We start from the raw sequence: 22,862 nt of genomic DNA on the forward strand, positions 1-22,862 counted from the left end.
CACGGCTACATCTCGTATTTGTACCCTCGGCCCCAAACGGTGCGGATGTGCTGAGGATTTTTGGGATCACGTTCGATTTTTTTGCGGAGACTGGAGATATGTACGTCGATCGTGCGATCGAGATAGGCACCGTCTCCGCCTTTAATCCGATCCATCAGCTCGCTGCGGGTAAAGACTTTCCCCGGGTAGCAGGATAGCTCTTTTATAATGGAAAATTCAATTTGAGTTACTTCAACCTCCCGATCATCGACCAACAGGCTGTGACGGTAATCATTTACCCAGACCCGCACTTTTTTGAGTTTTTTGCTTATGGCTTGGGACTCGACAGGCATGTTGCGGCCACAGCGACGCAGTAAGGCTTTGATACGGGCGGTTAGCTCTCTCAGGTTGAATGGCTTGCATAAAAAATCATCCGCTCCGTCTTCCAGTGCTTTAATTCTTATATTCAGAAGGGTATTGTTGGAGATCACCAGCACAGGAACCGTCGTATATTGACGGATTTGGCCGATTAGTGCGCATTCGACCATACCGGAAAACATAAGATCGGTCACAATAATATCAGGCTTAAAACGCATAAGTGTCGGAAGTGCTTGTTTGAAATCGTAAATAAGTTCGGTATGATAACCTTCTTCCTGAAGATGAAGGGCGATCATATCTGCCAAACTTTTTTCATCTTCAATGATAAGTATTTTAATAGACATGACTGACAGCTCCTGTACAAACAAATATACAAATACATGATGTAATCATGCATAAATTGCGATTTATGCATACTTATGTAATCGGCATATTTATGAAAAACGAACAGTGCCAGGTGGCATGTGTTTATTAATTTAGAGGAAGAAGGTTGCATAAATGCGAATGATTTTATTATCTGGAGGTTCTGGTAAACGTCTCTGGCCTTTGTCCAATGAGAGTCGCCCCAAGCAGTTTCTTACCATTCTGCGTCATGACGAACGACCTGAAAGTATGCTGCAACGGATTTGGCGGCAGTTATCTGAAGCAAATTTGGCAGGGGAGGCCTATTTTTCAACGAGTGGAACTCAAGCTGAGCTGATCCGTGGGCAAATTGGGGCGGACGCTGTGGTAATTGAGGAGCCAACCCGGCGGGATACATTTCCGGCTATTTCCTTGGCTGCGGCCTACTTACATGACAAGGCAGGTGCGTCACGCGATGAGATTGTAGGGGTCATGCCGGTGGACGGATATGCGGGGGATGAGTTTTTCGAGCATTTACGCAGGCTCCCATCTATATTGGAGCAATCCGGGAGTGACATCGCACTCATGGGAGCTGTTCCAACGGAGCCTTCTGACAAATATGGCTATATTGTTCCTTCGTCATCTCCCTCCCCCAATCAGCCGTATCTCAGGGTTAGCTCATTTGTGGAAAAGCCGGATCTGATCCGTTCGGAGGCGCTGATCCGGGAGGGGGCACTATGGAATTGCGGTGTGTTTGCTTTCAGGCTTGGTTTTTTACTGGACACGCTGGAGCAAAAGGGTCTATCATCGAACTATGAATCTCTTTCGACAAATTATGCAGAATTGCCCAAAAACAGCTTCGATATTGCGGTGGTGGAGCAGACCCGTCAGCTTTCGGTGCTTCCATATCATGGGGAGTGGAGGGATTTAGGAACGTGGGATTCGCTGGTGCGGGAAATGAGCTCGGAGCTGAGCGGCCCGGGCTATATTTCGGAAGCTTCTCATGATTCGCATATTATCAATGAACTGGAGATTCCAGTTAGCATATGGAATGTCCCGGACATCATCGTCGTTGCCGGACCGGATGGTGTGCTGGTGACCGATCGACAGTCGTCCACCGGGATTAAGGATATGGTGACAGAAATTGAGATTGGCCCTCGCTTTGAGGAGCGTTTTTGGGGGAAACAAACGGTGTTGTCCCACCAACAAGCGACCAGCGGCTTACAGACAGTCACCAAACGGGTAGTCATCTCTGCTGGAAGATTTATCAGTTATCATGAGCATCTGTTCCGTAAAGAGGTTTGGACTATTGTGTCAGGGGTGGGAAGCGTCTGTATCGATGGAATTACGCAAACGGTCAACCCCGGTGAGGTTATCGTCGTAGAGTCGGGTACGAAGCATTATATAGGTGCTGTCGAGGGGGATTTGGAGTTCATCGAATCTCAAATGGGGCATATTGTGTCAGAAACCGATATTATTAGATACGAATTTCCCGACTCCATTTAACACTAGATATCGTATGAAGTAAATCTATAATAATAGGACCCAGCCGGTACAGACGATGCTATCATAAGGTAGTGAAGGCGAGTTAGGAACTGTTTTTCTTCAAAACCTTAAATCATCTGAAAATTCTCCAAAAAGGTATCCATGCGGTGAACGCGTGAATACCTTTTTCTGCATCGAAGCTTGTCCGTAAGACACGGTAAAGGACGATGCTTATAAAATCAGTTTCTTGGAAATCAGCCATTCTTTTACCACATCCGTACTGAGGTCCCCTTCAGGTGTCCATTCTACTTTATCTACCAGCTTGCCATGTCTGAATTCCGCAATGGTGGGGGTATACTTTATGTTGTATTCCTCTTTGAATTTATTCCACTGAGGCTTGTCCTTATGAATTTTGTGAACATTTAAAAAAGTGATTTTGGAGCCCAGATCATACTGCTCGATCATCTTATTAAAGTTAGGCTCAAATCGGTTGCAGTCACCGCAGCTCGGTCTGCCAACATAGACAAACACACTTTGATCCTGCTGGATCAGGTTTTTAAAACCATCAACTGTAACTGCATTCAAATGATCGTATATTTCGGGATAATTGCTTTTACTCACTTGAATCTCTTTGTCTTTTTGCTGAACAACCTGCTCCAGATCCTGAAACTTGAACACAGCCGAAATAGCGATAGCAATGACGAGCAGCACGATCACGCTTAAACCGATAATATATCCTTTTTTCACAGAAATCCTCCTTTATTTAACAGTCTTATACACACCATAAACAATTTTTCCGTTTTTCGCTGTAATACTTGTCTCATATTTACTTTTTTTCTACGAATCATGACATAAATATGAAAAGGATATATTTGTAAAGTACTTGACTGAGGGCAAACATAAGCTGTAGTGGGAGGAAACGCAAAAGAAGCTCCCCGCAAGGGAAGCTTCTTTTATACGTGAAGACAATGTTACTGTGTTCATTCATGATTAGATAACGACTGTCATCAAGTAGTCTTCACGTTTCACTTCAGATTCTGCTGTTTTCAGAACATCCAGGTACTTAGCAGAATTCGTCACAATGATCGGCGTAGTCGTCGGGTAACCTGCTGCTTTAATTTGCTCAATGTCAAATTCGAGCAGCAGTTGTCCTTGAGTAACGATGTCGCCTTCTTTTACGCGCTTGTCAAAAAATTGTCCCTTCAGCTTCACTGTATTCACGCCAACGTGGATCAAAATTTCTGCTCCGTCATTGGAAGTAATACCGATAGCATGTCCGGTCGGAAATACCGTCGTAATTGTTCCGTTTACAGGTGAAGTCAGTATGCCCTCTGTAGGTTCAATTAGAATTCCTTTACCCATAGCCCCTGAGGCAAATGCGACATCAGAAGATTCTTCGAGTGGCAACACTTTACCTTGCAGTGGACTTACGAGAATTTCCTTCTCGATCACAGTTTCTTTCTTCTCAGCTGTTGGTGCTGCTTGGACAGCTTCTTCTTTTGGATCATCAAAGCCCAATACCATAACTAGCACCATTGCAAGTACAAAGGCAACGACTAAGCCGATGATAACCCACAAAAATCCTGCTCCGAAGTAGGTCGGCAACGCCAGCAAACTAGGCAGTGAGAAGGATTTTGCAGTCGCTCCGCCGGAAGCGATAATAGCCCCGCCAATACCACCGGAAATACAAGCATAAATAAATGGCTTTTTCAATTTCAAAGTTATTCCATAAATCGTTGGTTCTGTAATCCCGAAAACAGCCGCCAGCGTAGAGGAACCTGCCAAAGCCTTCATTTGAGTATTTCGGGATTTCAGGAATACGCCGAATGTTGCACCAGCCTGAGAAAGTACGGCTGCTGTAAGCATCGGAAGCATCGTGTCATAACCCAATGTTGCAATATTCGACAGTATGACCGGAACGAAGCCCCAATGCACGCCGAAAATAACAAACACTTGCCAGAACGCCCCGGCAATAGCACCAGCGACCAGCGGGCTTAAATTGTATATCCAGGTAAAGCCGTTCGCCAAGCCTTGGCTGATCATGTTACCTATTGGACCAAAGGCCAGGAATGTCAACGGAATAACGACCAGCAAAACCAGCATCGGAACGATAATATTTTTCACCGATTGATGGATAAAGGAATTGAACCAGCGTTCCACGTAGGACTGAACCCAGACTGCGAGAATAATTGGAATAACACTGGAACTGTAATTAATCAGAATGATCGGAATACCCAGAAATGCCAATCTTTCCGGGTTGCTCACCGCCGCTATAACCGCCGGATAGACCAGAGCTCCGGCGATTGCGACCGATACAAAGGTGTTTGTCTTAAATCTACGGGACGATGTAACAGCCAGAAATACGGGCAGGAAATAAAATACGCTGTCCGAAGCAGCGCTTAGGATCAGATACGTACCGCTTTTATCATTAATCCAATGGAGTGACAAAATTAATGCCAGAATCCCTTTGAGCAAACCGGCTCCGGCAAGAGCGCCCAAGAGAGGCGAAAAAATGCTGGAAATGATATCGACGGCTTTACCAAGAAAGTTCGTTTTTTCGGAAGACTCTTCCTTTTTCTCGCCTTCATTTTCGGCATCCTGCAAATTCGTTTCTGCCATCATATGCTCAAATACTTGACCTACATTGTTGCCGATGACAACTTGAAACTGGCCGCTGCTTTCAACCACCGTAATGACACCGGGCGTTGCCTCCAATGCAGCTTTGTCTGCTTTGGTACGATCATTTAATTTAAATCTCAAGCGTGTAGCGCAATGGAATACCGAATTGACATTCTCTTCGCCGCCAACGAGGGTCACTATTTTTCTGGATAGCTCTTTATCGCTCATGTTCAGAACTCCTTATGGGTTATTCTTGTTATGGATAGGACTTTCTGTTTACTTCATGTTGCTAAGATGCGCCGGCGTGCATCTTTTTAACCTTGTAAACAAGAAAAACCTAAACTCGTGGTAAAAACAACGCACCCTCTCCATAGAGGAAACGCCGATTTCACCATCAGTTTAGGTTTTGCCTGCCTTACCAGTCACAATCCATGAACGATGAGGGTATGAAGTTTTTAGCCAGATTTATGATTCGACTTGTTACTTGGCAATGTTATTCCGCTCGGTCACTCGATGAATATGAATGGTCAGATATACATATTCGTCCTTGCTTAAATATTGATCGTATGTTTTTTCCAGATATTCATTGATCTTTTGCGCACAAGCGAAAGCTTCGGTATACGTCTGTTTTACCTGGTTGTACAAAAATTCTTCTCCACTGTGAATGACCTCTTTACGAATCACCCGCATCGCAAAATATTGCAAATGCGTCAAAAATCTCGAATAGCTAAAAGAGGACTCATCCAGCACAATACCGTAATGATACGTAATAATATTCAATATATGTTGAACAATCTCGGTCATTTTCAGCGTAGACTTCATTTCGTTACCGTCGATCCGAGCATTCACCATATGCAATGCGATAAAGCCCGCTTCGTCTTCGCCCAGTTTCACTCCAAGCGTATTTTCAATTTTTCGCAAAGCTTCCAGCCCAACCTCATATTCTTTCTTGTAAAAGCGCTTAATCTCATACAGCATCGCGTTTTGGAGCGCGAGCCCTTTTTCTTGACGCTGTATCGCAAAATGAATATGATCGGTCAGCGTTAAATAAATATTATCGCTTAATTCCGTATCGAGCACTTCCATTGCATGGGTTACGATTTCATTCACGACCTCCAGATGAGATACGGGAATATCGTTTAGCAGCTCGGTAAGCTTGGCCGTGAACTCGTTTTCATTTAACATGAAAATCTTATCTATTTTATCATCATCGACTTGGTCTCCAGCCACCTTTTTGAAGGAAATGCCTCTTCCCATCACGATGACCTCTTTGCCTTTGTCGTTTTTAGTCAACAGGACGTTGTTATTGAGTACTTTCTCAATAATCATTGAAGTTCCTCCTCCCATCCTTTAGCAATAAAAAATGCCTAAGCACAATTCAACACTATTGTTAGCAATAGCACTCAATTGAACTCAGGCATTGCCCGCATTACCGGTCACAATCCTTTATATAGTGCTATTGTAGCACAATATAAAGCGATTTCAACATATTTTATTCTTATTCGACAAAAAACATTACAAACACAGGTCATTTCGCCTAGCCCCAGGTAAGCGTTACGCTATGTAGTTGTGCGTTCAATGAGGCTGTATTGCAGGTGGTGCAGTTCCATTTGGCGACCTAGGAGCTGAGGGGAAAGCATGTAAAAGGCATTTTGTGCCTGAGCCTCAATTGGATTCTGAACGGTTGTAATCCCCATCGTATGCGAGAGCTCCGTGTTATCAAACCCGACGATCGCCAGATCTTCCGGCACGCTCAGCAGTTGTCTGCGGGCTTCGCAGAAAATACCAACCGCCACATAATCGTTGGAGCACAGAATAGCCTGTGGGAATTCGTCCCGATATTGTAACAAATCACGCACCACCTGTTCGCCATCACGGATGTTATAGATGGAAGATTGATTCCAATGCTGCAATACAGGAAGATTATGCTGCTCCATGATATACGCATAGGATCGTTGTCTGCTGTGGGTGTTGATGCTGCTTGGGCGGCCAAAGGCATTGGCTATACGAGTATAGCCTTTTTGTATCAAGTGTTTTAGCGCCAGCATGTACCCTTCGTACTGGTCCATGGCGACGGAGCGAATATCGGTATGATCCATTCGTTGCCACGACACAATCGGGCCATACTTGCAATAAGTGCTTAACAAATCGGTATCATTTACACAGGAAATGATGACCAGCGCATCAACTCTTTTTCTTTTTAGATCTTCGAAGGCCTGAAGCTCTTTCTTCTTATCTTCTTCCGAAGTATAAATAATCGTTTGAAATTCGTACTGGGCCGCTACCTCTACAAAGCTGTTCAGAAATGCGAGAACAATTTCATTAATGGTTGAAGTGATGATGCCAATTTGAAGGGTCTGACCCTTGGATAAGGAAACGGCGTTCCGATTGGGAACGTAATCCAGCTCCTGCATGATTTTCAAAATCTTGCTTCTCGTCTCCTGGCTCACATGGGGGGACTTGTTTAACACTCTGGATACCGTAGCTTTGGAAAAGCCCGCCAGTTTGGCAATTTGATCAAGATTCGACATGCTGCTTCTCCTCACATATGAAAAATATTTGACATGATACGCGTTACAACGTTTAGGATGCTTATGAGGGCATTACGTCTAGTTTATAGCATCTGTCGATGCATTTCAAAAAAACGTTCCTCATGTTGTGGTATTATTCTGGCAATACTTGCGATATACTCCTCATGGCGCTGATGATTACAATGAAACTATATTATATTACCCGGACAAAAAAGTGATTGTAAAAACTTCTCTGGTGGTGTGCCTGCCTTACCCGCAGTTTACTATTCACGGCACGAAGGGCAGCTTCGTCAAATGGGGAGATGATCAGCAGGAAACCTGGCTGAAAGCCGGCAAGACCCCGGATATGAAAGGTTTCGGACTGGATAATCCCGCTTCCTATGGCAAACTTAAATACGTGCCGCCCGGCAGTAGTGAAGCTATCGAGGAAACACTTGCTACGCCAGTAGGAGATTATGGGCAATTGTATGACTCGTTGTACGAGTCCATTGTCCACGGAGCACCCAAGCTGGTTAAGGACGAGGACATTTTGCTGACAATCGAAATATTGGAAAACGGCTTTAAGCAGCCTTCCCCGTCCATCGTTGATTTCCGGCGATAGGTTCGTTATCAAGAAAGGAGTTACGCTAATATGAAGCTTGGAATAATTGGAACAGGGTGGATCAGCACAGAATGGGTTAAAGCCGTGAAAGAAGCTGGCGGCTGGGAAATTACAGCACTCTTTGTTCGAAATAAGGACAAAGGCGCAGCTTTTGCCGCCGAGTGCCAGCTTGAAAACATTACGCTGTATGACAGTTTGGAAGAAATGGCTCAATCCGATATGGATGCCATTTATATTGCTACCCCCAATTCCTTGCACATGGCGCAAGCGCGTCTATTTTTGGAGCATGGCAAACATGCGATTGTCGAAAAACCGATTAGCCTGACAGAGCAGGAATTGCAGGAGGCTTACGAGTTGGCTAACCGAAATGGCTGCTACCTGCTGGAAGCGGTTCGTCATATCCATGAGCCTAATTTTTTGTGCCTTAAGGACAACTTGAAGCGCGTGGGCAATATCCAGGGTGGCACCTTGTACTCCATGCAATTTTCCTCCCGGTATGATCAGTTGCTGTCAGGAGATACTCCTAATATCTTTTCTCTGTCTTATGGCGGGGGTGCATTAATGGATTTGGGTGTGTATTCGCTGTATTTTGCCATTGATTTGCTCGGAGCCCCGACATCAGGCCTGTACTGTGCCAAAAAGCATGAGAATGGCGTGGATTTGGGCGGCCCGATCCTACTGTCGTATCCCGATTTTACACTGGTGATCCAACTGGCCAAAAATGCTGTAACCACCAACCGTGTTGAAATTTACGGGGACCAGGCCACTATGATCTCCAGTGGTGTCTCTGGTATCACGGACGTAACAGTTCTGGATGTTCGTACTCAGGAAACAGATACTGTAAGTGCTCTGGAAACGCATCATTTCATGTTTTACGAGGCTCAGGAGTTTTATCGGATCATTGCCGAAAAGGACAAGGACCGCTACGAAGAATTGAAGTCATTGAGCATTGAGGTTCAGAAGATCAGCAATGAGCTGCGTTATCAAAATGACATTTATTTTGAAGATGGACAAAAATAACTAAAAAAAGAAAAGAGGCTCTCATCCCATGACTAAGATATTAAAAGGATTTCCGAAAAACTTTCTGTGGGGCGGGGCAACCGCAGCCAACCAATTGGAAGGCGCCTTTGACGTAGATGGAAAAGGATTGTCCAGTGCGGACGTAATTGCCTATGTACCCAAAGCAGAGCGCACAAACGATCATGCTATAGAGATTTCGTCCGAGCGACTTGAAGACATTTTGGCTGGCAAGGTAAATGCCCGTTTTCCAAAGCGCGAAGGTGTGGACTTTTTTCATCATTACAAAGAAGATATCGCATTATTTGCGGAAATGGGCTTTAAGGTATTCCGCATGTCCATTAACTGGTCGCGGATTTTCCAAAATGGTGATGATGCGGAGCCGAATGAAGCAGGACTGCAATTTTACGATAATGTATTTGACGAGCTGCGTAAGTATGGGATAGAGCCACTGGTGACATTGTCCCATTACGAAACACCGCTAGGTCTGACACAGAAATATAATGGCTGGCTTGGTCGTGAAGTGGTACAACACTACGTCAATTATGCCGAAACGGTGTTTACACGTTATAAGGATAAAGTGAAGTACTGGCTGACTTTTAATGAGATCAATGTGATGACGATGAGTCCGTTCACAGGTGGTGGTGTGGTCATTGACCGTGTAGATAACAAGCAACAAGCCATCTATCAAGCCCTGCATCACCAGTTTGTGGCGAGCGCATTGGCGACAAAACGAGGACATGAGATTATTCCTGGCTCTCAAATCGGCTGTATGCTGGCTCGTATGGAAAGCTATGCACATACGTGTAACCCGGAGGATGTGCTGAAAAGTCAGCATGAAAACCAGATGAATCTGTTCTTTACGGATGTACATGCCCGTGGGGAATATTCAAATTATATGAACCGTTATTTTGAAGAAAATAATATTGTTTTGCACACAGAACCCGGCGATGCCGAGATTCTGAAAAACAACACGGTCGATTACATCTCATTCAGCTATTACATGACCTTGACTGTCTCGGCAGGTCCGGAAGGTGAGAAGGCAGCGGGGAACCTGATTGGAGGCGTGAAAAATCCGTATTTGCAATCCTCTGACTGGGGCTGGCAGATTGATCCGATCGGCCTGCGTGTTACGCTGAACACATTATATGACCGCTATCAAAAGCCGCTGTTCATCGTGGAAAACGGCTTGGGTGCATATGACAAGGTGGAAGAAGACGGCTCCATTCACGACACGTATCGCATTGATTATTTGCGCCAGCATATTGCCCAAATGAAGGAAGCGATTACGGACGGTGTGGATTTGATTGGTTACACCAGTTGGGGGCCTATCGACCTTGTGAGTATGTCTACTTCCGAAATGTCCAAGCGTTACGGATTTATTTATGTTGATATGGACGATGACGGTAACGGAACACTGAAGCGCTCCAAGAAGGACTCTTTTGACTGGTACAAAAATGTAATTGTCACTAACGGAGAAGAACTGTAATCCAAGTTAACTGAATATAACCCAATATGGTCTGGGGGTGGGTGCGGCTGAGAACATCATGAGGATGAATTCGGCCAAGTCCGCCCTTATTTTATAGGCTCGTCCTAAAAAAACGAAACACCTTCACAAATTTTTCACTTGTAAAAAGCTGAAAGTTTTCTGTATAATAAAAACAATTTCATATGTCTGGTTGATGTTTGCGGGAGATGGAACGTAAGTTCCGACCGAAGGGGCAAAACTCTCAGGTGCTTGGGCTGATTACAGCAACAAGCGGGACCGTAAACGGACAGAACTCTGGAGAGACCCTTAATTGGGCGCCGAAGGTGCACCGCAGATATCATCTGCTTAAACTCTCAGGCAAAAGGACAGAGACGCGAATAACCTGTGACAGGGGATGCCCTAGGCTTTTTTATGAGCTGTTAGTGGCTGAATCCTGCACAAGATGGTTGTATTTTTTCGTGCCTTTAACCTCTCCAGGAGTCGAATCAGCGGATTTGACTCTTTTTTGTTTTTTAATATGCTAGAGGAGCGGGTTGAAATGAATTTGGTACATGTGCTAGAAATGATTGACAGCTGGATGTGGGGAGCGCCGCTTCTAATTCTCGTCATGGGCACTGGGTTGTGGCTAACGATCCGTCTGAAGCTACTTCAGGTTGTTCGATTGCCCCTGGCGCTCAAGCTAATTGGTAAAGCGCCGGATGAAGGCAGCGGGGATGTCAGTAGCTTTGGAGCATTGAGTACAGCACTCGCAGCTACTGTAGGTACAGGAAGTATCGTTGGCGTTGCGACTGCGATCAAACTGGGTGGACCCGGCTCATTATTTTGGATGTTGGTTGCAGCTTTTTTCGGAATGGCAACCAAATACGCGGAAGGATTATTATCCGTTAAATACCGTGTTAAAGACCGGAACGGACAATTTTCGGGTGGACCCATGTATTATATTGAAAAAGGGCTTGGCCGCCGTTTCAAGCCGCTGGCGATGTTGTTTGCCTTTTCTGGTATTCTTGTAGCGCTATTTGGAATCGGTACTTTTCCGCAAGTAAAGGCTATCGTTTCTTCTACGGAAAGTAGCTTTGGAATACCAACAGTAGTTACAGCAATCGTTATTTCCGTGTTAACGGCTGTTGTAACGATTGGAGGACTCAAAAGTATTGCCAAGGTATCCACAAAGATCGTTCCATTCATGTCGGGGCTCTATATCGTAGTTTGTTTAATCGTTCTCATTAAGTTTGCAGGAGAGCTGCCTCATGCGATCGCTTTAGTATTGCAAGGGGCTTTCTCGACCACATCCGCGACTGGTGGTTTTGCCGGAGCCACGATTATGCTGGCGATGCGAAGCGGGGTAGCCAGAGGTATTTTTGCCAATGAGGCCGGACTGGGCAGTGCACCAATTGCAGCCGCAGCTGCCAAAACCAAATGGCCTGCGGAGCAAGGGCTAATATCCATGACAGGCGTATTTATCGATACGATGATTATTTGTAATCTGACAGGGTTTACGTTGCTAGTTACAGGAATATGGAGTGGAAATGATGATGGAGGTCTGATGACCCAGCATGCGTTTTCCAGTGCCTTTCCGGCTGGGGCAGAGCTCGTGACGATTAGCCTTATTTTATTTGCGTTCACAACGATACTTGGCTGGAACTACTACGGGGAGCGCTGCGTTGAATATTTGCTTGGGGTCAAGTGGATTAAACCGTATCGCTATCTATTCATCGCTCTGGTAGCAGGAGGCGCGTTCATCAAGCTGGAAGCCATTTGGCTGCTGGCAGATATCTTTAACGCCATGATGGCCTTCCCGAACTTGATTGCACTGCTTGGCTTGTCGGGAATTGTAGTTGCTGAGACCCGTACCTATATGGATTCCCTGTACCCCAACAAGAAAAAGGGAATGCTTGCCGGTGCCAGTGCCGGAGCAGCCATAGACATAGAAGAAAAAGGACAAACAGTCAACTCATAAAGGAGTGTCCCTCAGCCACTACAGGTTGGGAGGACACTTCTTTTTTTACTGTAAATATCGTCTTATTCAAGCTCTTTTGATGTTATTGTTGTGGGCTATGACTGGATTCCAAGGGCTTCGGCAAGGCGGGCGGCTAAAAGTCATTGTGGGTTTTCTGGTTGTCAGCATCGGCTTGTCCTTGGGCGGGACGACAGGTTATGCTATTAATCCGGCTAGAGATTTGGGGCCGCGTCTTGTGCATTGGTTGCTGCCGATTGTAGGGTCATTGTTTGGGGGCGCTTTCGAGGGTTGTTTTACCAGATCGTATTTAAAGGGAATATGACTCCAGCTTTTGGATTGTGCTGGGTATGATTGTAGTAGTGCTTATGGTTACCTTTCGTTTCAGCCGTACTTATAAAAGTGATAAAGCTCATAAAATGACAGCATAAAATGGTTTCATTACAGGGGGGAGATTAACGATGGAAAAATATATTTTGTCACTGGATCAGGGAACAACCAGCTCAAGAGCGATTTTGTTCAACAGTAAAGGGGATGTGGTGTACTCGGCTCAGCGGGAGTTTCCGCAATACTTTCCTCATCCCGGCTGGGTGGAACAGAATGCGAATGAAATCTGGAGCTCCATTCTGGGGGTCATTGCATCCTGTCTATCCGAATCCGGTGTAAAAGCGAAGCAGATTGCCGCCATCGGCATTACCAATCAGCGTGAGTCGGTAGCGGTGTGGGACAAAAATACAGGACTACCTGTGTATAACGTACTTGTATGGCAGTCACGCCAAACCTCGGAAATCTGCGAAGAACTGAAGCAGCAAGGGCATGAAGAGCTATTCCACAGTAAAACAGGGCTGTTGATTGACCCGTATTTCTCTGGCACAAAAGTGAAGTGGATACTGGACCATGTAGAAGGTGCGCGCGAAAAGGCGGAACGAGGCGACTTGCTGTTCGGTACGATTGATTCGTGGCTAATCTGGAAGCTGTCCGGCGGCAAGGCGCATGTGACCGACTATTCCAACGCAGCCAGAACGCTGATGTATAATATTTATGAGCTAAAGTGGGACGAAGAGCTATTGGACATTCTAGGTGTGCCAAAAAACATGCTGCCTGAGGTACGGCCTTCTTCCGAGGTATACGCGCACACCGTGGATTATCATTTCTTTGGTCAAAATATACCGATTGCTGGCGCAGCAGGTGACCAGCAGGCGGCTCTATTTGGTCAGGCTTGTTACGAAAAAGGGATGATCAAAAGTACTTACGGCACAGGTTGCTTCATGCTGATGAACACGGGCGATCAACCCGTGGAATCCAAGCACGGACTCATTACAACCATCGCTTGGGGGCTGGAGGAAGGCAAGGTGCAATATGCGCTGGAGGGGAGTGTCTTTGTAGCGGGCTCGGCGATCCAGTGGCTTCGTGACGGTCTGCGCATGTTCCGTGAAGCCAAAGACAGCGAAGCCTATGCAGCCCGCGTGTCCTCTTCGGAAGGGGTGTATCTGGTACCTGCTTTTGTCGGACTGGGCAGTCCGTACTGGGATAGTGAGGTGCGTGGAGCGATGTTTGGCCTGACACGGGGTACCACGAAAGAACATTTTATTCGTGCAACACTGGAGGCACTTGCTTACCAGACGAAAGACGTGCTTGCCGCGATGGAAATTGACTCCGGCATTGCCGTGAAGACGTTGCGAGTGGATGGGGGAGCCGTGCTGAACAATTTTCTGATGCAATTCCAGAGCGATATTCTGGATGCCACAGTAGAGCGGCCTGTGATCCATGAGACGACGGCACTGGGAGCCGCATGTCTGGCAGGCTTGGCGATTGGATATTGGAAGAGCATGGATGAACTGCGCAAGCGTGTGAGGGTGGAGCGATCTTTTGCCCCCGCTATGGATGAAGAAACGCGCAGCAGCTTGTATGAGGGCTGGAAAAAGGCCGTGAACGCGACGATGGCCTACAAGTAACAGCTTAAATGAAGGGTCTCTTCTGGAGCAACGCAATGTCTTTTTCGGTTACATGTAAGACAGTTGAATAGGGCGTTATATTTTATCCGCTCCACCACTGTTGTTTACTCTAAATAAAACTTAAATGCCCCGTAAGATGGATACTTTCTCTCAAAGTGTCCATCTTACGGGGCACAGGCATGTAACACGATGGTGACTCCCTTTTTTGCTAAAGAGTTATAGAAAGCTGACGCACTCTTTGAGATACGCATGGATATGCTAGCCCTGAACCATCGTATGGTTCCAATTTTGCATCGCTCCGCAGGAACTGCGAATGACTAGCTCCGGTTCTACTTTAATACATTTCGTTTCCATTTGTTTATTCATCAGGTCAAATAGCACCATAGCAGCTAGTCGGCCTATTTTTTGTTTATCTTGTTTTACAGTGGTCAGTGGAGGATCGGTGTAGCGACAGGCTTCTATATCATCACATCCCACCACAGCAATATCCTCGGGTACCCTCAAGCCGCTTTCCTTGAAAGCACGGATGGCACCAAAGGCAAGCAGGTCGGTAGCCGCAAAAATAGCCCTTGGCAAATTTCCTTGCTGTATCCACGCCTTCGCAATCTGGTATCCATCTTCCGCCGCGTAGTCCTTAGCATACACGATCCATTCGGGTCTGACATCAAGACTAAACCGTTTTAGTGAAGCAATAAAGGCTTCTTCTCTCTCCTTAATCACCAGGGAGGGGCGTTCGATGCCTATAAAACCCATATCGCGGTAGCCATTCATGTAAAAATGCTCAACAACCTTCATTGAGATCTTTTGATTATCGGACATAATATAGCAGGAACTGGCTCCGGTTAGTTCAATATCGACACCGATGCAGGGAATGGGGCTGGCATCGAGATCAAAAACGCTCTTCTCCACTTCATCTCCGGCAATAATAATGCACCCGTCCACTGAAAAATATTTTGAACGAGCCAAATAGTCCTCTCCATTGTCCAGAAATTTTTCATTCGAAAAAAACAGCAGGTCGTAACCGAGCAAGCCAATCTGTTTTTTGAAGACATTAATGATATCTACAAAAAAAGGATGGCTAAAATCGACATTCAGCTTGCCAGCGAATATAACGCCTACCACATTTGATTTTTTGGTAGCAAGCGTTTTAGCCGAGGAGGAGGGTCTGTAGCCTGTTTCCTCCATAATTTTAAGCACCCGCTGCCGGGTTTCCTCACTGATATCCGTGTAATTATTTATAATTTTCGAAACCGTTGCTACAGAAACGCCTGCCATATTTGCTATTGTTTTTATATTCATGAAATCCTCCAAAACTAAACTGGTTTAGTTGAATTGACCTTGTATTCTAAATCTAATGATTACTCGTATTCTATGCTACCTTATAGAGGAGAGTCAACAGTGCTTTTAGGATATGTTTTAATATATTATGGGAAAATAAGTTTAATTTAGCGGTGGTTCATGTTTTTTTTGATATTTCACAAATCTCTATTTACAAAAACAGATCATTCGTTACATAATGGTAAATGTAAATAACGAAACTGCTTTCGTAACGTATTCTAAAATGATATGGGGGGATTCTGCAATGCTAAAAAAGAGTTTATTTTTACTTCTTGTAACCGCTTTAATCTTGGTATTGGCCGCTTGCGGTAAAGGTAGCGGAACTGCACAGGAGGGGAATAAAAAGGTCACGTTAAAGATTATTCATTGGCAGCAGGAAAATATTAATAACTATATAAAGGAATTTAACAAAAAATTTGAAGAGAAGTATCCAGATGTTCAGGTGGAGTATACGACAGTTCCTGCTGACTCGACGTATGATCAATTGATGCAAACGCGTATGAATGCTGGTTCATCCGGTGATGCAGACATTATTCCTTTGAAATTCAGCTTCGTAGGCGCTCCGCAGGAATGGTCCAAGGGAGCAGCAGATCCGATGTGGAAGCAATGGATTGACGGAGGACTAATAGCCGATCTGTCGGATCAAGCTTTTATCAAAAACTATAATCCTACAGATGTCAAAAATGCCATGACCTATAAGGACAAGGTGTACGGTGTAAATATGGGTAAGGTGGCACTGACAGGTCTGTTCTACAACAAAGAGATTTTTGAAAAATATAATCTTGCTGTGCCCACAACTTGGGATGAGCTGGTACATGTGATGAAGGTACTCAAGGATAACGGCGTAGAACCGATTGGTTTCGGCGGTAAGGATGTATGGCCTATTAACCTTGCTGTCCAGGGGCTTCAAGCCTCTATCCATGATGATCAGCTGGAATATATTAAAGGGCTGTGGACAGGTAAGACAAAGCTGACAGACCCCGTCCAGCTTGAGGTGCTGGAAAAAACACAAATTTTGATGAACAACGCCATTGGTGGATTTATGGGGATTGACTATGGAACCCTGCCAAGCTTGTTTGCTACAGGGCGTGTAGCTATGATTGCGGATGGCACGTGGGATGCAACGACGATCCAGACAGCCAATCCAGAGATGAAATTTGGTTATTTCCCGATTCCAGGCAGCAATGATCCCGCCAAAAATAAAAACCTTGCAGGCAAGTATGATATGACATGGATGGTATTGGAAAAGTCGCCAAACAAGGATTATGCGATCAAATGGCTTGAAATGCTTTCCGAAAAACAGAACTATACGGATTTTGTGAACGCCGCCGGATTTTTGCCAACACAGCCTGATGTGAAGATAAGTAGTGAATTCGTTAATGAAATCCAGCCTTCACTGGAAAACTTCAAGCTCTCTTGGGATCAGCTGTTTATCAATCGTAAGAATGTTGGACAGTACATTAAGGATGCCAGCGTACATGCTGAATTTCTGACGCCTGCCGGTCCGCTAAAGACGCCTTTGGAACTTGCCCAAAAATCTCAGGCAGACTGGGATGCAGCAGCTCCTAAATAAATCAACAGGCTTTACATGAGCCCAGACAGGCAAGTGTAAAGCCCCATAATAATGTAAAAAGGTGTGAGGCCCATGTATCCCTTCGGAAAGGGTGCGGCCCGGTTAATGCCGTATCTTTTGCTGAGTATTCCGGTGCTGCTCTATTTGCTTCTTGGCTTTGGTCCCTCCATGGTAACTGTACTGTTTTCCTTTACAGATGCTACAGGGGTTCCGGGACAAACGTGGAATTTTGTTGGATTCGAGAATTATATGACCTTTTTTACCTCTTCCGATTCTGGAGATCGAATCGCATCTATGGGTCGTTCCCTATATTTCGCCGTAGCTGTGGTTGTGATTCAAAATGCAGTAGGGCTGTTCATGGCCGTCATTATTAATAAAAAGCTCAAGGGTGATGTGTTTTACCGCGCTATATTTTTCCTGCCCGTTGTGCTTGGGGTAACGGTATCCGGACTGATCTGGCAGCTGATTGCCAATCCGCTTGGCGGTCCTGCGCAAGCCATGATGAACTTTTTTGGAACCAGCTCCAACTTTTTCGGGGACTATGATATTGCATTTGAACTGATTATTTTTGTGCAAATTTGGATGTACATGGGTTACTCGATGACTATTTTCTTAGCCGGACTCCAATCCATTCCCAATGATTTATATGAAGCAGGGTATATGGATGGCGCTTCTGGGTGGAAAGCGTTCAAAAACATTACCTTTCCGATGATTGCGCCGTCTTTTACAGTCAATATGCTGCTGTCCATTATTGGAGCATTGCAAACCTTTGACATTATTTATGTGCTGACAGGTGGTAAATTCAACACGACGACACTTGCGTTTGATGTGTATGCAACAGCCTTCGGCTCCGGGACGTCGGATTACGGCCTTGCTTCCGCAGTAGCTATGATCCAGTTCCTGTTCGTATTTACGGTGTCGATGATTGCTCTATATTACTTGCGCAGAAGAGAGGTGGAAATGTAATGAGCAGTACCAAAGGAACCAAATTACTGAGCTACATCATCGTACTGCTCATGCTTTCGTTATATGTATTTCCGCTTTTCTACCTCTTTAATGTATCGATGAAGACTCAAAGTGAGTATCTGATGGATCCTGTGGCTATAGCCAAGAGTCTGCGCTTGGAGAATTTCATGGACGCTTGGGAAAAAGGAAATTTCTCTCAGTATATGTGGAACAGTATTTTGTATACGGGCGTATCTACGCTATTAACGTTGGTGATATCTGTGTTTGCAGCTTTTCCACTGGCGCGGGGATACGTTAAGTTCAGCACCTTCTTTTATGTGTTTTTCCTGATATCCATGTATCTTCCGAACCCGCTGATTCCGCAATTTGCTCTCATTAATAGTCTGGGACTTTACAATACCCAGCTTGGTTTTATTTTGCTAAAAACAACGGGTACTGGCATTGCCTTCCTGATGTTTGTGGGATATATCAAGTCTGTCTCCCGTGAGCTGGATGAAGCGGCTGCAATGGACGGGTGCGGATATTCCCGCTACTTGTTTACGATTCTTGTTCCGCTGATGAAGCCGGTGTTGGCGACAGGCATTATTTTGACAGCCATCGGGGCGTGGAACGACATTATCGGTCCTACCATTTATTTGTCTGATCCCGCGTATCAGCCAGTGACCAAGGGATTGTTCTCCTTCTATGGACAATACATGAACAACTGGCCGCTGCTTGCTTGCGGTATCCTGATTGTTACACTACCACTGGTCATTTTGTATATTTTCCTACAGCGCTTTATTGTCGGTGGTGCAATGGCCGGAGCTGTGAAGTCTTAAATCCTGAAAGGAAGATACCAAGTATGAGTGAGAATACCTTTTTATTTCCAGACACTTTTATGTGGGGAACCTCGACCTCTTCTTATCAAATTGAAGGTGGTGTAGCTGAGGGAGGAAGAACGCCTTCCATTTGGGATACTTTCTGTCAAGCACCCGGGAAGGTGATAGGCGGTGACAGCGGAGATATAGCTTGTGAACATTTTCACCGCTTTAAGGAAGACGTGCAATTAATGAAGCAGCTTGGCTTTTTACATTACCGTTTTTCCGTGGCCTGGCCGCGCATTATTCCCGCACCCGGCGTGGTTAACGAACAGGGATTACTCTTCTATGAGCGCCTGCTGGATGAGATTGAGTCGGCCGGGCTCATTCCGATGCTGACATTGTATCACTGGGATCTTCCGCAGTGGATCGAGGACGAGGGAGGTTGGACACATCGAGGGATTATCCAGCATTTTATGACGTATGCCTCTGTCATTATGGATCGCTTTGGACAGCGAATAAGCTGGTGGAATACAATCAATGAACCCTATTGCGCCTCTATTTTGGGCTATGGTACAGGAGAGCATGCCCCCGGCCATCAGAACTGGAAGGAAGCCTTTACTGCCGCCCATCATACTCTGCTGTGTCATGGGATAGCCATCAAATTACACAAGGAAAAAGGGCTGACGGGTAAGATCGGTATTACACTGAACATGGAGCATGTGGATGCCGCTTCTGAGCGACCTGAGGACGTAGCCGCTTCCGTCCGCCGGGATGGCTTTATCAATCGTTGGTTTGCCGATCCTTTGTTTAACGGGAAATATCCAGAGGATATGGTGGAATGGTATGGTGCGCATCTGAATGGCTTGGATTTTGTACAGTCTGGTGATATGGAGCTGATTCAGCAGCCGGGGGATTTTTTGGGCATCAATTACTACGCCCGCAGCGTCATCCGAGCGGCTACAGACGCTTCGTTGCTTCAGGTAGAGCAGGTTCGCTTCGAGGAACCGGTAACGGATATGGGATGGGAGATTCACCCCGAATCCTTTTATAAGCTGTTGACTCGGATTGAGAAGGATTTTACCAAGGGCTTGCCCATTCTGATTACGGAAAACGGAGCAGCGATGAAGGACGAACTGATGGATGGGAAGATTGAGGACACTGGACGTCAGCGCTACATTGAGGAGCATTTAAAGGCATGCCATCGCTTCATCGGGGAGGGAGGGCAGCTCAAGGGCTATTTTGTCTGGTCATTCCTTGATAACTTTGAATGGGCCTGGGGCTATAGCAAACGTTTCGGTATTGTACATATCAATTACGAAACGCAGGAACGGACACCCAAGCAAAGTGCGCTGTGGTTCAAGCAAGTGATGGCGAATAACGGGTTTTAAACAGATTATCATGATAATCCAAGCCGTCATGCTGCAATACAGCGCATGACGGTTTTTAAGACTGCATAAATCTTTGTGTAAGGGGGGGACTATGCTGAAATATCTTGCATGTCCAATATAACAGGGCAGTGATCGCTGCCCGTAATATGACAATCAATGCTTGCGTCTATCAACAGCGGACGAAGTCTGTTCGAGACGAGGAAGTAATCGATCCGCCAGCCGATGTTCCGTTCTCTCACCTTCGGCATGTAGGACCACCAGGAATAAACATCCGTCCTGTCAGGATAAAAGTATCTGAAGGTGTCTATAAATCCTGCTTCGAGCAGCTGTGACATTCGCCCCCGTTCCTCAGGCGTAAATCCGGCATTGCCGTAGTTGGCTTTTGCATTTTTTAAATCCATTTCCTGATGAGCCACGTTGAGATCACCACAAACAATGACAGGCTTCAATGCATCCAGTTGCTGCAGATAGCTGCGGAAACGGTCCTCCCATTCCAGTCTGTACGGCAATCGGGACAAATCCCGTTTGGTATTTGGAGTATATACATTAACCAGATAAAATTTCTCGAATTCCAAAGTAATGGTTCTGCCTTCAGGCTCTCCATTTTCTTCAAGTCCATAATGCACAGAAAGAGGTTTGATTTTGGTGAAGATCGCCGTGCCGGAATATCCTTTTTTCTCGGCATAATTCCAGTACTGTGTGTATTCCTCCATATTCTCCATCAGGATTTGTCCCTCTTGAAGCTTGGTTTCCTGTACGCAAAAAATATCAGCATTCGTTTCTTTTAGATAAGTATAAAATCCATTGGTCACACAGGCTCTTAAGCCATTAACATTCCAAGATATTAATTTCATTAATTATTTCTCCCTTGCCGTACCCAACATGTAAGCTTACTGCTTTATTTCTGAGGCACTTTGTTCAGTTCATGCTCCTCAGAAAATATTCAAAATTAAATCAGAAAATATTCGACATTATAGATGATGGTATTCACGATCTCAATTCAGCGCTATAGAGATCGAAACGGTTTAGTTTGTCTATCTATTGTACTTTCTAGCGTGGGGAATCAAATGATGCAAAATGCTGGAATTAAAATAGAATATATTTTTTGTGGGGGGTTGTAAAACACAAAAAAGCTCCCTTACGGAAGCTTCTCATCATAACGTCCCAGGAGGGATTCGAACCCCCGACCGACGGCTTAGAAGGCCGTTGCTCTATCCAGCTGAGCTACTGGGACATAAAATTCAAGCGAATATTAATATATCACATGGGAAAAAAAGATTCAAGTATTTTTTCATATTATTTGATTGTTTTAGTCTTTGTGCAGCATAAATTCAGAGTAGGTATGGTTTTTTTTGCCTTATAAAAGGGTATGTTAGAATACAGGTGAATATGTTGAAGACGAGAGGTTGGACTTCGGCCGCTGTTTCTCATATAATCTACAAATACTTTAGCTTACGGAGGAGAGGGGGTGCCTTGAATAAAGGACTCCAAGGTGACGACAAAAGAAAATAATATTGTATTGTTTCCTAAGACACTGGATTACTATCAAATTCAACTTACTGTAATGCTTGAAAATGAGCGTTACGGAGAGGCGATGGCGATGCTGCGTTTTTTGATGCAGTGTCAGGGACAGGAACAAAAGCAATACGAAGAGTGGGAGGCCCTTTTACAATGGCTGGAGGCCGCATTTCCACAGTATGCTGACAGAGGGGCGGACACGGACGCTACGGCAGAAGATGAGGTCAATGAAGCAGAGCTGGCCCGCCGACATGCGCGCTTCAAGCAGGAGCAGGATGCAGGCTACGGCAACAAGCTGCTACATATGGCTATGGATGAACCGTTGTCGGAACAGACGATTTTAGCGTTGGAACAACTGTCTTATCTGGATCTGCCAGAAATCGACGATGCGTTGCTTCACTGGATTAAGGAACGGGAAATCCACCCTCTGCTTCAATTCCGTGTTTTGCAGACACTGCGGCGACGCGGAATGGAAGGGACGATTGAAATCAGCCGGGGGGATGAAAAGGCGGAAATCGAGATTGAGTCGATTCCGCTGCAGCCGGATGAATTTCCTGAGCCGATTATGCGTATTCTGGAGCGGGTGGCCGATCAGACTGAGGTACATGAGCCTACGCTGTTCTATTTTGCGCAGGAGCTATGGTCGCAGTTTGTGATGGCAGTGTATGGTACAAAAGATTACAGGTCAATGCTGGTGGAGGAGGACGGGATGCCAGATATTTGGGCGGCAGCACTCCATCAGACGGTATCGGAGAGTCTGAGTGGGAACAAGGATGAGGAAGAAACCCGTGTTATATATGGCATTACTGATGCATTGCGCTTCCGTTTTGAGCAGGTATATCGGTCGATGCGTCTATTCGTAGCGGCGGGAATGAACACTCTATAATGGCCGGAAACGTTTACCTGTGAAGCATTCAAGGAGCTGCCCT

18 protein-coding genes, 1 tRNA gene, 1 pseudogene and 2 riboswitches are annotated in these 22,862 nt (G+C 45.5%); of the genes and pseudogenes, 12 read left to right on the forward strand and 8 right to left on the reverse strand.

What is annotated here, in order from left to right; genetic code table 11:
- Window positions 1-5: 5 nt before the first annotated feature.
- The gene (locus ACIFO6_RS22800; RefSeq protein WP_430044188.1) at window positions 6-701 is read right to left on the reverse strand and encodes a response regulator transcription factor; all 696 of its coding nucleotides are present in this window, start codon (window positions 699-701) and stop codon (window positions 6-8) included.
- 154 nt (window positions 702-855) lie between these two features.
- On the opposite strand from ACIFO6_RS22800, the gene ACIFO6_RS22805 reads away from it, so the two are divergent.
- The gene (locus ACIFO6_RS22805; protein WP_430044190.1) at window positions 856-2,205 is read left to right on the forward strand and encodes a sugar phosphate nucleotidyltransferase; all 1,350 of its coding nucleotides are present in this window, start codon (window positions 856-858) and stop codon (window positions 2,203-2,205) included.
- Between the two features lie 210 nt (window positions 2,206-2,415).
- Here ACIFO6_RS22805 and ACIFO6_RS22810 read toward each other — a convergent pair whose 3' ends face one another.
- The 4 genes from ACIFO6_RS22810 to ACIFO6_RS22825 form a co-directional block, all read right to left on the reverse strand.
- Entirely contained in the window at window positions 2,416-2,931 is a 516-nt protein-coding gene (locus ACIFO6_RS22810; RefSeq protein WP_430044191.1) for a thioredoxin family protein, read from the reverse strand.
- Window positions 2,932-3,174: 243 nt separating this feature from the next.
- On the reverse strand, window positions 3,175-5,031 hold the full coding sequence (locus tag ACIFO6_RS22815) for a beta-glucoside-specific PTS transporter subunit IIABC (RefSeq protein WP_430044193.1): 1,857 nt from the start codon (window positions 5,029-5,031) through the stop codon (window positions 3,175-3,177).
- Window positions 5,032-5,283: 252 nt separating this feature from the next.
- Window positions 5,284-6,132 (reverse strand): BglG family transcription antiterminator LicT, encoded by an 849-nt coding sequence (gene licT, locus ACIFO6_RS22820; protein WP_430044195.1) that lies wholly within the window; start codon window positions 6,130-6,132, stop codon window positions 5,284-5,286.
- Between the two features lie 230 nt (window positions 6,133-6,362).
- Window positions 6,363-7,334 carry a LacI family DNA-binding transcriptional regulator gene (locus ACIFO6_RS22825; RefSeq protein ID WP_430044197.1) on the reverse strand — a complete coding sequence of 324 codons (972 nt, stop codon included), beginning with the start codon at window positions 7,332-7,334 and terminating at the stop codon, window positions 6,363-6,365.
- Window positions 7,335-7,461: 127 nt separating this feature from the next.
- Between ACIFO6_RS22825 and ACIFO6_RS22830 the strand changes: the two genes are divergently transcribed.
- From ACIFO6_RS22830 to glpK, 6 genes and pseudogenes are all read left to right on the forward strand, one after another.
- Window positions 7,462-7,935, forward strand: a complete 474-nt coding sequence (locus ACIFO6_RS22830) for a Gfo/Idh/MocA family oxidoreductase (RefSeq protein ID WP_430044199.1) — start codon at window positions 7,462-7,464, stop codon at window positions 7,933-7,935.
- A gap of 30 nt (window positions 7,936-7,965) precedes the next feature.
- Window positions 7,966-8,955, forward strand: a complete 990-nt coding sequence (locus ACIFO6_RS22835) for a Gfo/Idh/MocA family protein (RefSeq protein ID WP_430044201.1) — start codon at window positions 7,966-7,968, stop codon at window positions 8,953-8,955.
- A gap of 28 nt (window positions 8,956-8,983) precedes the next feature.
- Window positions 8,984-10,441, forward strand: a complete 1,458-nt coding sequence (locus ACIFO6_RS22840; RefSeq protein WP_430044203.1) for a glycoside hydrolase family 1 protein — start codon at window positions 8,984-8,986, stop codon at window positions 10,439-10,441.
- Between the two features lie 190 nt (window positions 10,442-10,631).
- Window positions 10,632-10,708, forward strand: a riboswitch (glycine riboswitch).
- A gap of 17 nt (window positions 10,709-10,725) precedes the next feature.
- Window positions 10,726-10,820: riboswitch (glycine riboswitch) on the forward strand.
- A 159-nt stretch (window positions 10,821-10,979) separates the two neighbouring features.
- On the forward strand, window positions 10,980-12,398 hold the full coding sequence (locus tag ACIFO6_RS22845; RefSeq protein ID WP_430044205.1) for an alanine/glycine:cation symporter family protein: 1,419 nt from the start codon (window positions 10,980-10,982) through the stop codon (window positions 12,396-12,398).
- A 97-nt stretch (window positions 12,399-12,495) separates the two neighbouring features.
- Window positions 12,496-12,826: pseudogene (locus tag ACIFO6_RS22850) on the forward strand (aquaporin).
- Window positions 12,827-12,856: 30 nt separating this feature from the next.
- Window positions 12,857-14,350 carry a glycerol kinase GlpK gene (gene glpK / locus ACIFO6_RS22855; protein ID WP_430044207.1) on the forward strand — a complete coding sequence of 498 codons (1,494 nt, stop codon included), beginning with the start codon at window positions 12,857-12,859 and terminating at the stop codon, window positions 14,348-14,350.
- A gap of 258 nt (window positions 14,351-14,608) precedes the next feature.
- Here glpK and ACIFO6_RS22860 read toward each other — a convergent pair whose 3' ends face one another.
- Entirely contained in the window at window positions 14,609-15,649 is a 1,041-nt protein-coding gene (locus tag ACIFO6_RS22860) for a LacI family DNA-binding transcriptional regulator (RefSeq protein ID WP_430044210.1), read from the reverse strand.
- A 283-nt stretch (window positions 15,650-15,932) separates the two neighbouring features.
- Here ACIFO6_RS22860 and ACIFO6_RS22865 point away from each other — a divergent pair, with 283 nt between their 5' ends.
- From ACIFO6_RS22865 to ACIFO6_RS22880, 4 genes are all read left to right on the forward strand, one after another.
- The gene (locus ACIFO6_RS22865) at window positions 15,933-17,261 is read left to right on the forward strand and encodes an ABC transporter substrate-binding protein (RefSeq protein ID WP_430044212.1); all 1,329 of its coding nucleotides are present in this window, start codon (window positions 15,933-15,935) and stop codon (window positions 17,259-17,261) included.
- A 72-nt stretch (window positions 17,262-17,333) separates the two neighbouring features.
- Window positions 17,334-18,227 (forward strand): carbohydrate ABC transporter permease, encoded by an 894-nt coding sequence (locus ACIFO6_RS22870; protein ID WP_430044214.1) that lies wholly within the window; start codon window positions 17,334-17,336, stop codon window positions 18,225-18,227.
- A complete protein-coding gene (locus ACIFO6_RS22875; RefSeq protein ID WP_430044216.1) occupies window positions 18,227-19,045 on the forward strand; it encodes a carbohydrate ABC transporter permease in 819 nt (272 codons plus the stop codon). Before ACIFO6_RS22870 ends, ACIFO6_RS22875 begins: the two co-directional genes overlap by 1 nt.
- A gap of 23 nt (window positions 19,046-19,068) precedes the next feature.
- A complete protein-coding gene (locus ACIFO6_RS22880) occupies window positions 19,069-20,415 on the forward strand; it encodes a GH1 family beta-glucosidase (protein WP_430044218.1) in 1,347 nt (448 codons plus the stop codon).
- A gap of 89 nt (window positions 20,416-20,504) precedes the next feature.
- Here ACIFO6_RS22880 and ACIFO6_RS22885 read toward each other — a convergent pair whose 3' ends face one another.
- Together ACIFO6_RS22885 and ACIFO6_RS22890 are read right to left on the reverse strand one after the other, a co-directional pair.
- On the reverse strand, window positions 20,505-21,269 hold the full coding sequence (locus tag ACIFO6_RS22885; protein WP_430044220.1) for an exodeoxyribonuclease III: 765 nt from the start codon (window positions 21,267-21,269) through the stop codon (window positions 20,505-20,507).
- Window positions 21,270-21,575: 306 nt separating this feature from the next.
- Window positions 21,576-21,649: transfer RNA gene (locus ACIFO6_RS22890), tRNA-Arg, on the reverse strand.
- A 258-nt stretch (window positions 21,650-21,907) separates the two neighbouring features.
- Between ACIFO6_RS22890 and ACIFO6_RS22895 the strand changes: the two genes are divergently transcribed.
- Window positions 21,908-22,819: a hypothetical protein gene (locus tag ACIFO6_RS22895; RefSeq protein ID WP_430044222.1), complete on the forward strand. Its 912-nt coding sequence runs from the start codon at window positions 21,908-21,910 to the stop codon at window positions 22,817-22,819.
- The last annotated feature ends 43 nt before the right edge of the window (window positions 22,820-22,862 follow it).

The organism is Paenibacillus sp. NRS-1781, assembly GCF_050467745.1.
GTDB lineage: Bacteria > Bacillota > Bacilli > Paenibacillales > Paenibacillaceae > Paenibacillus > Paenibacillus terrae_A.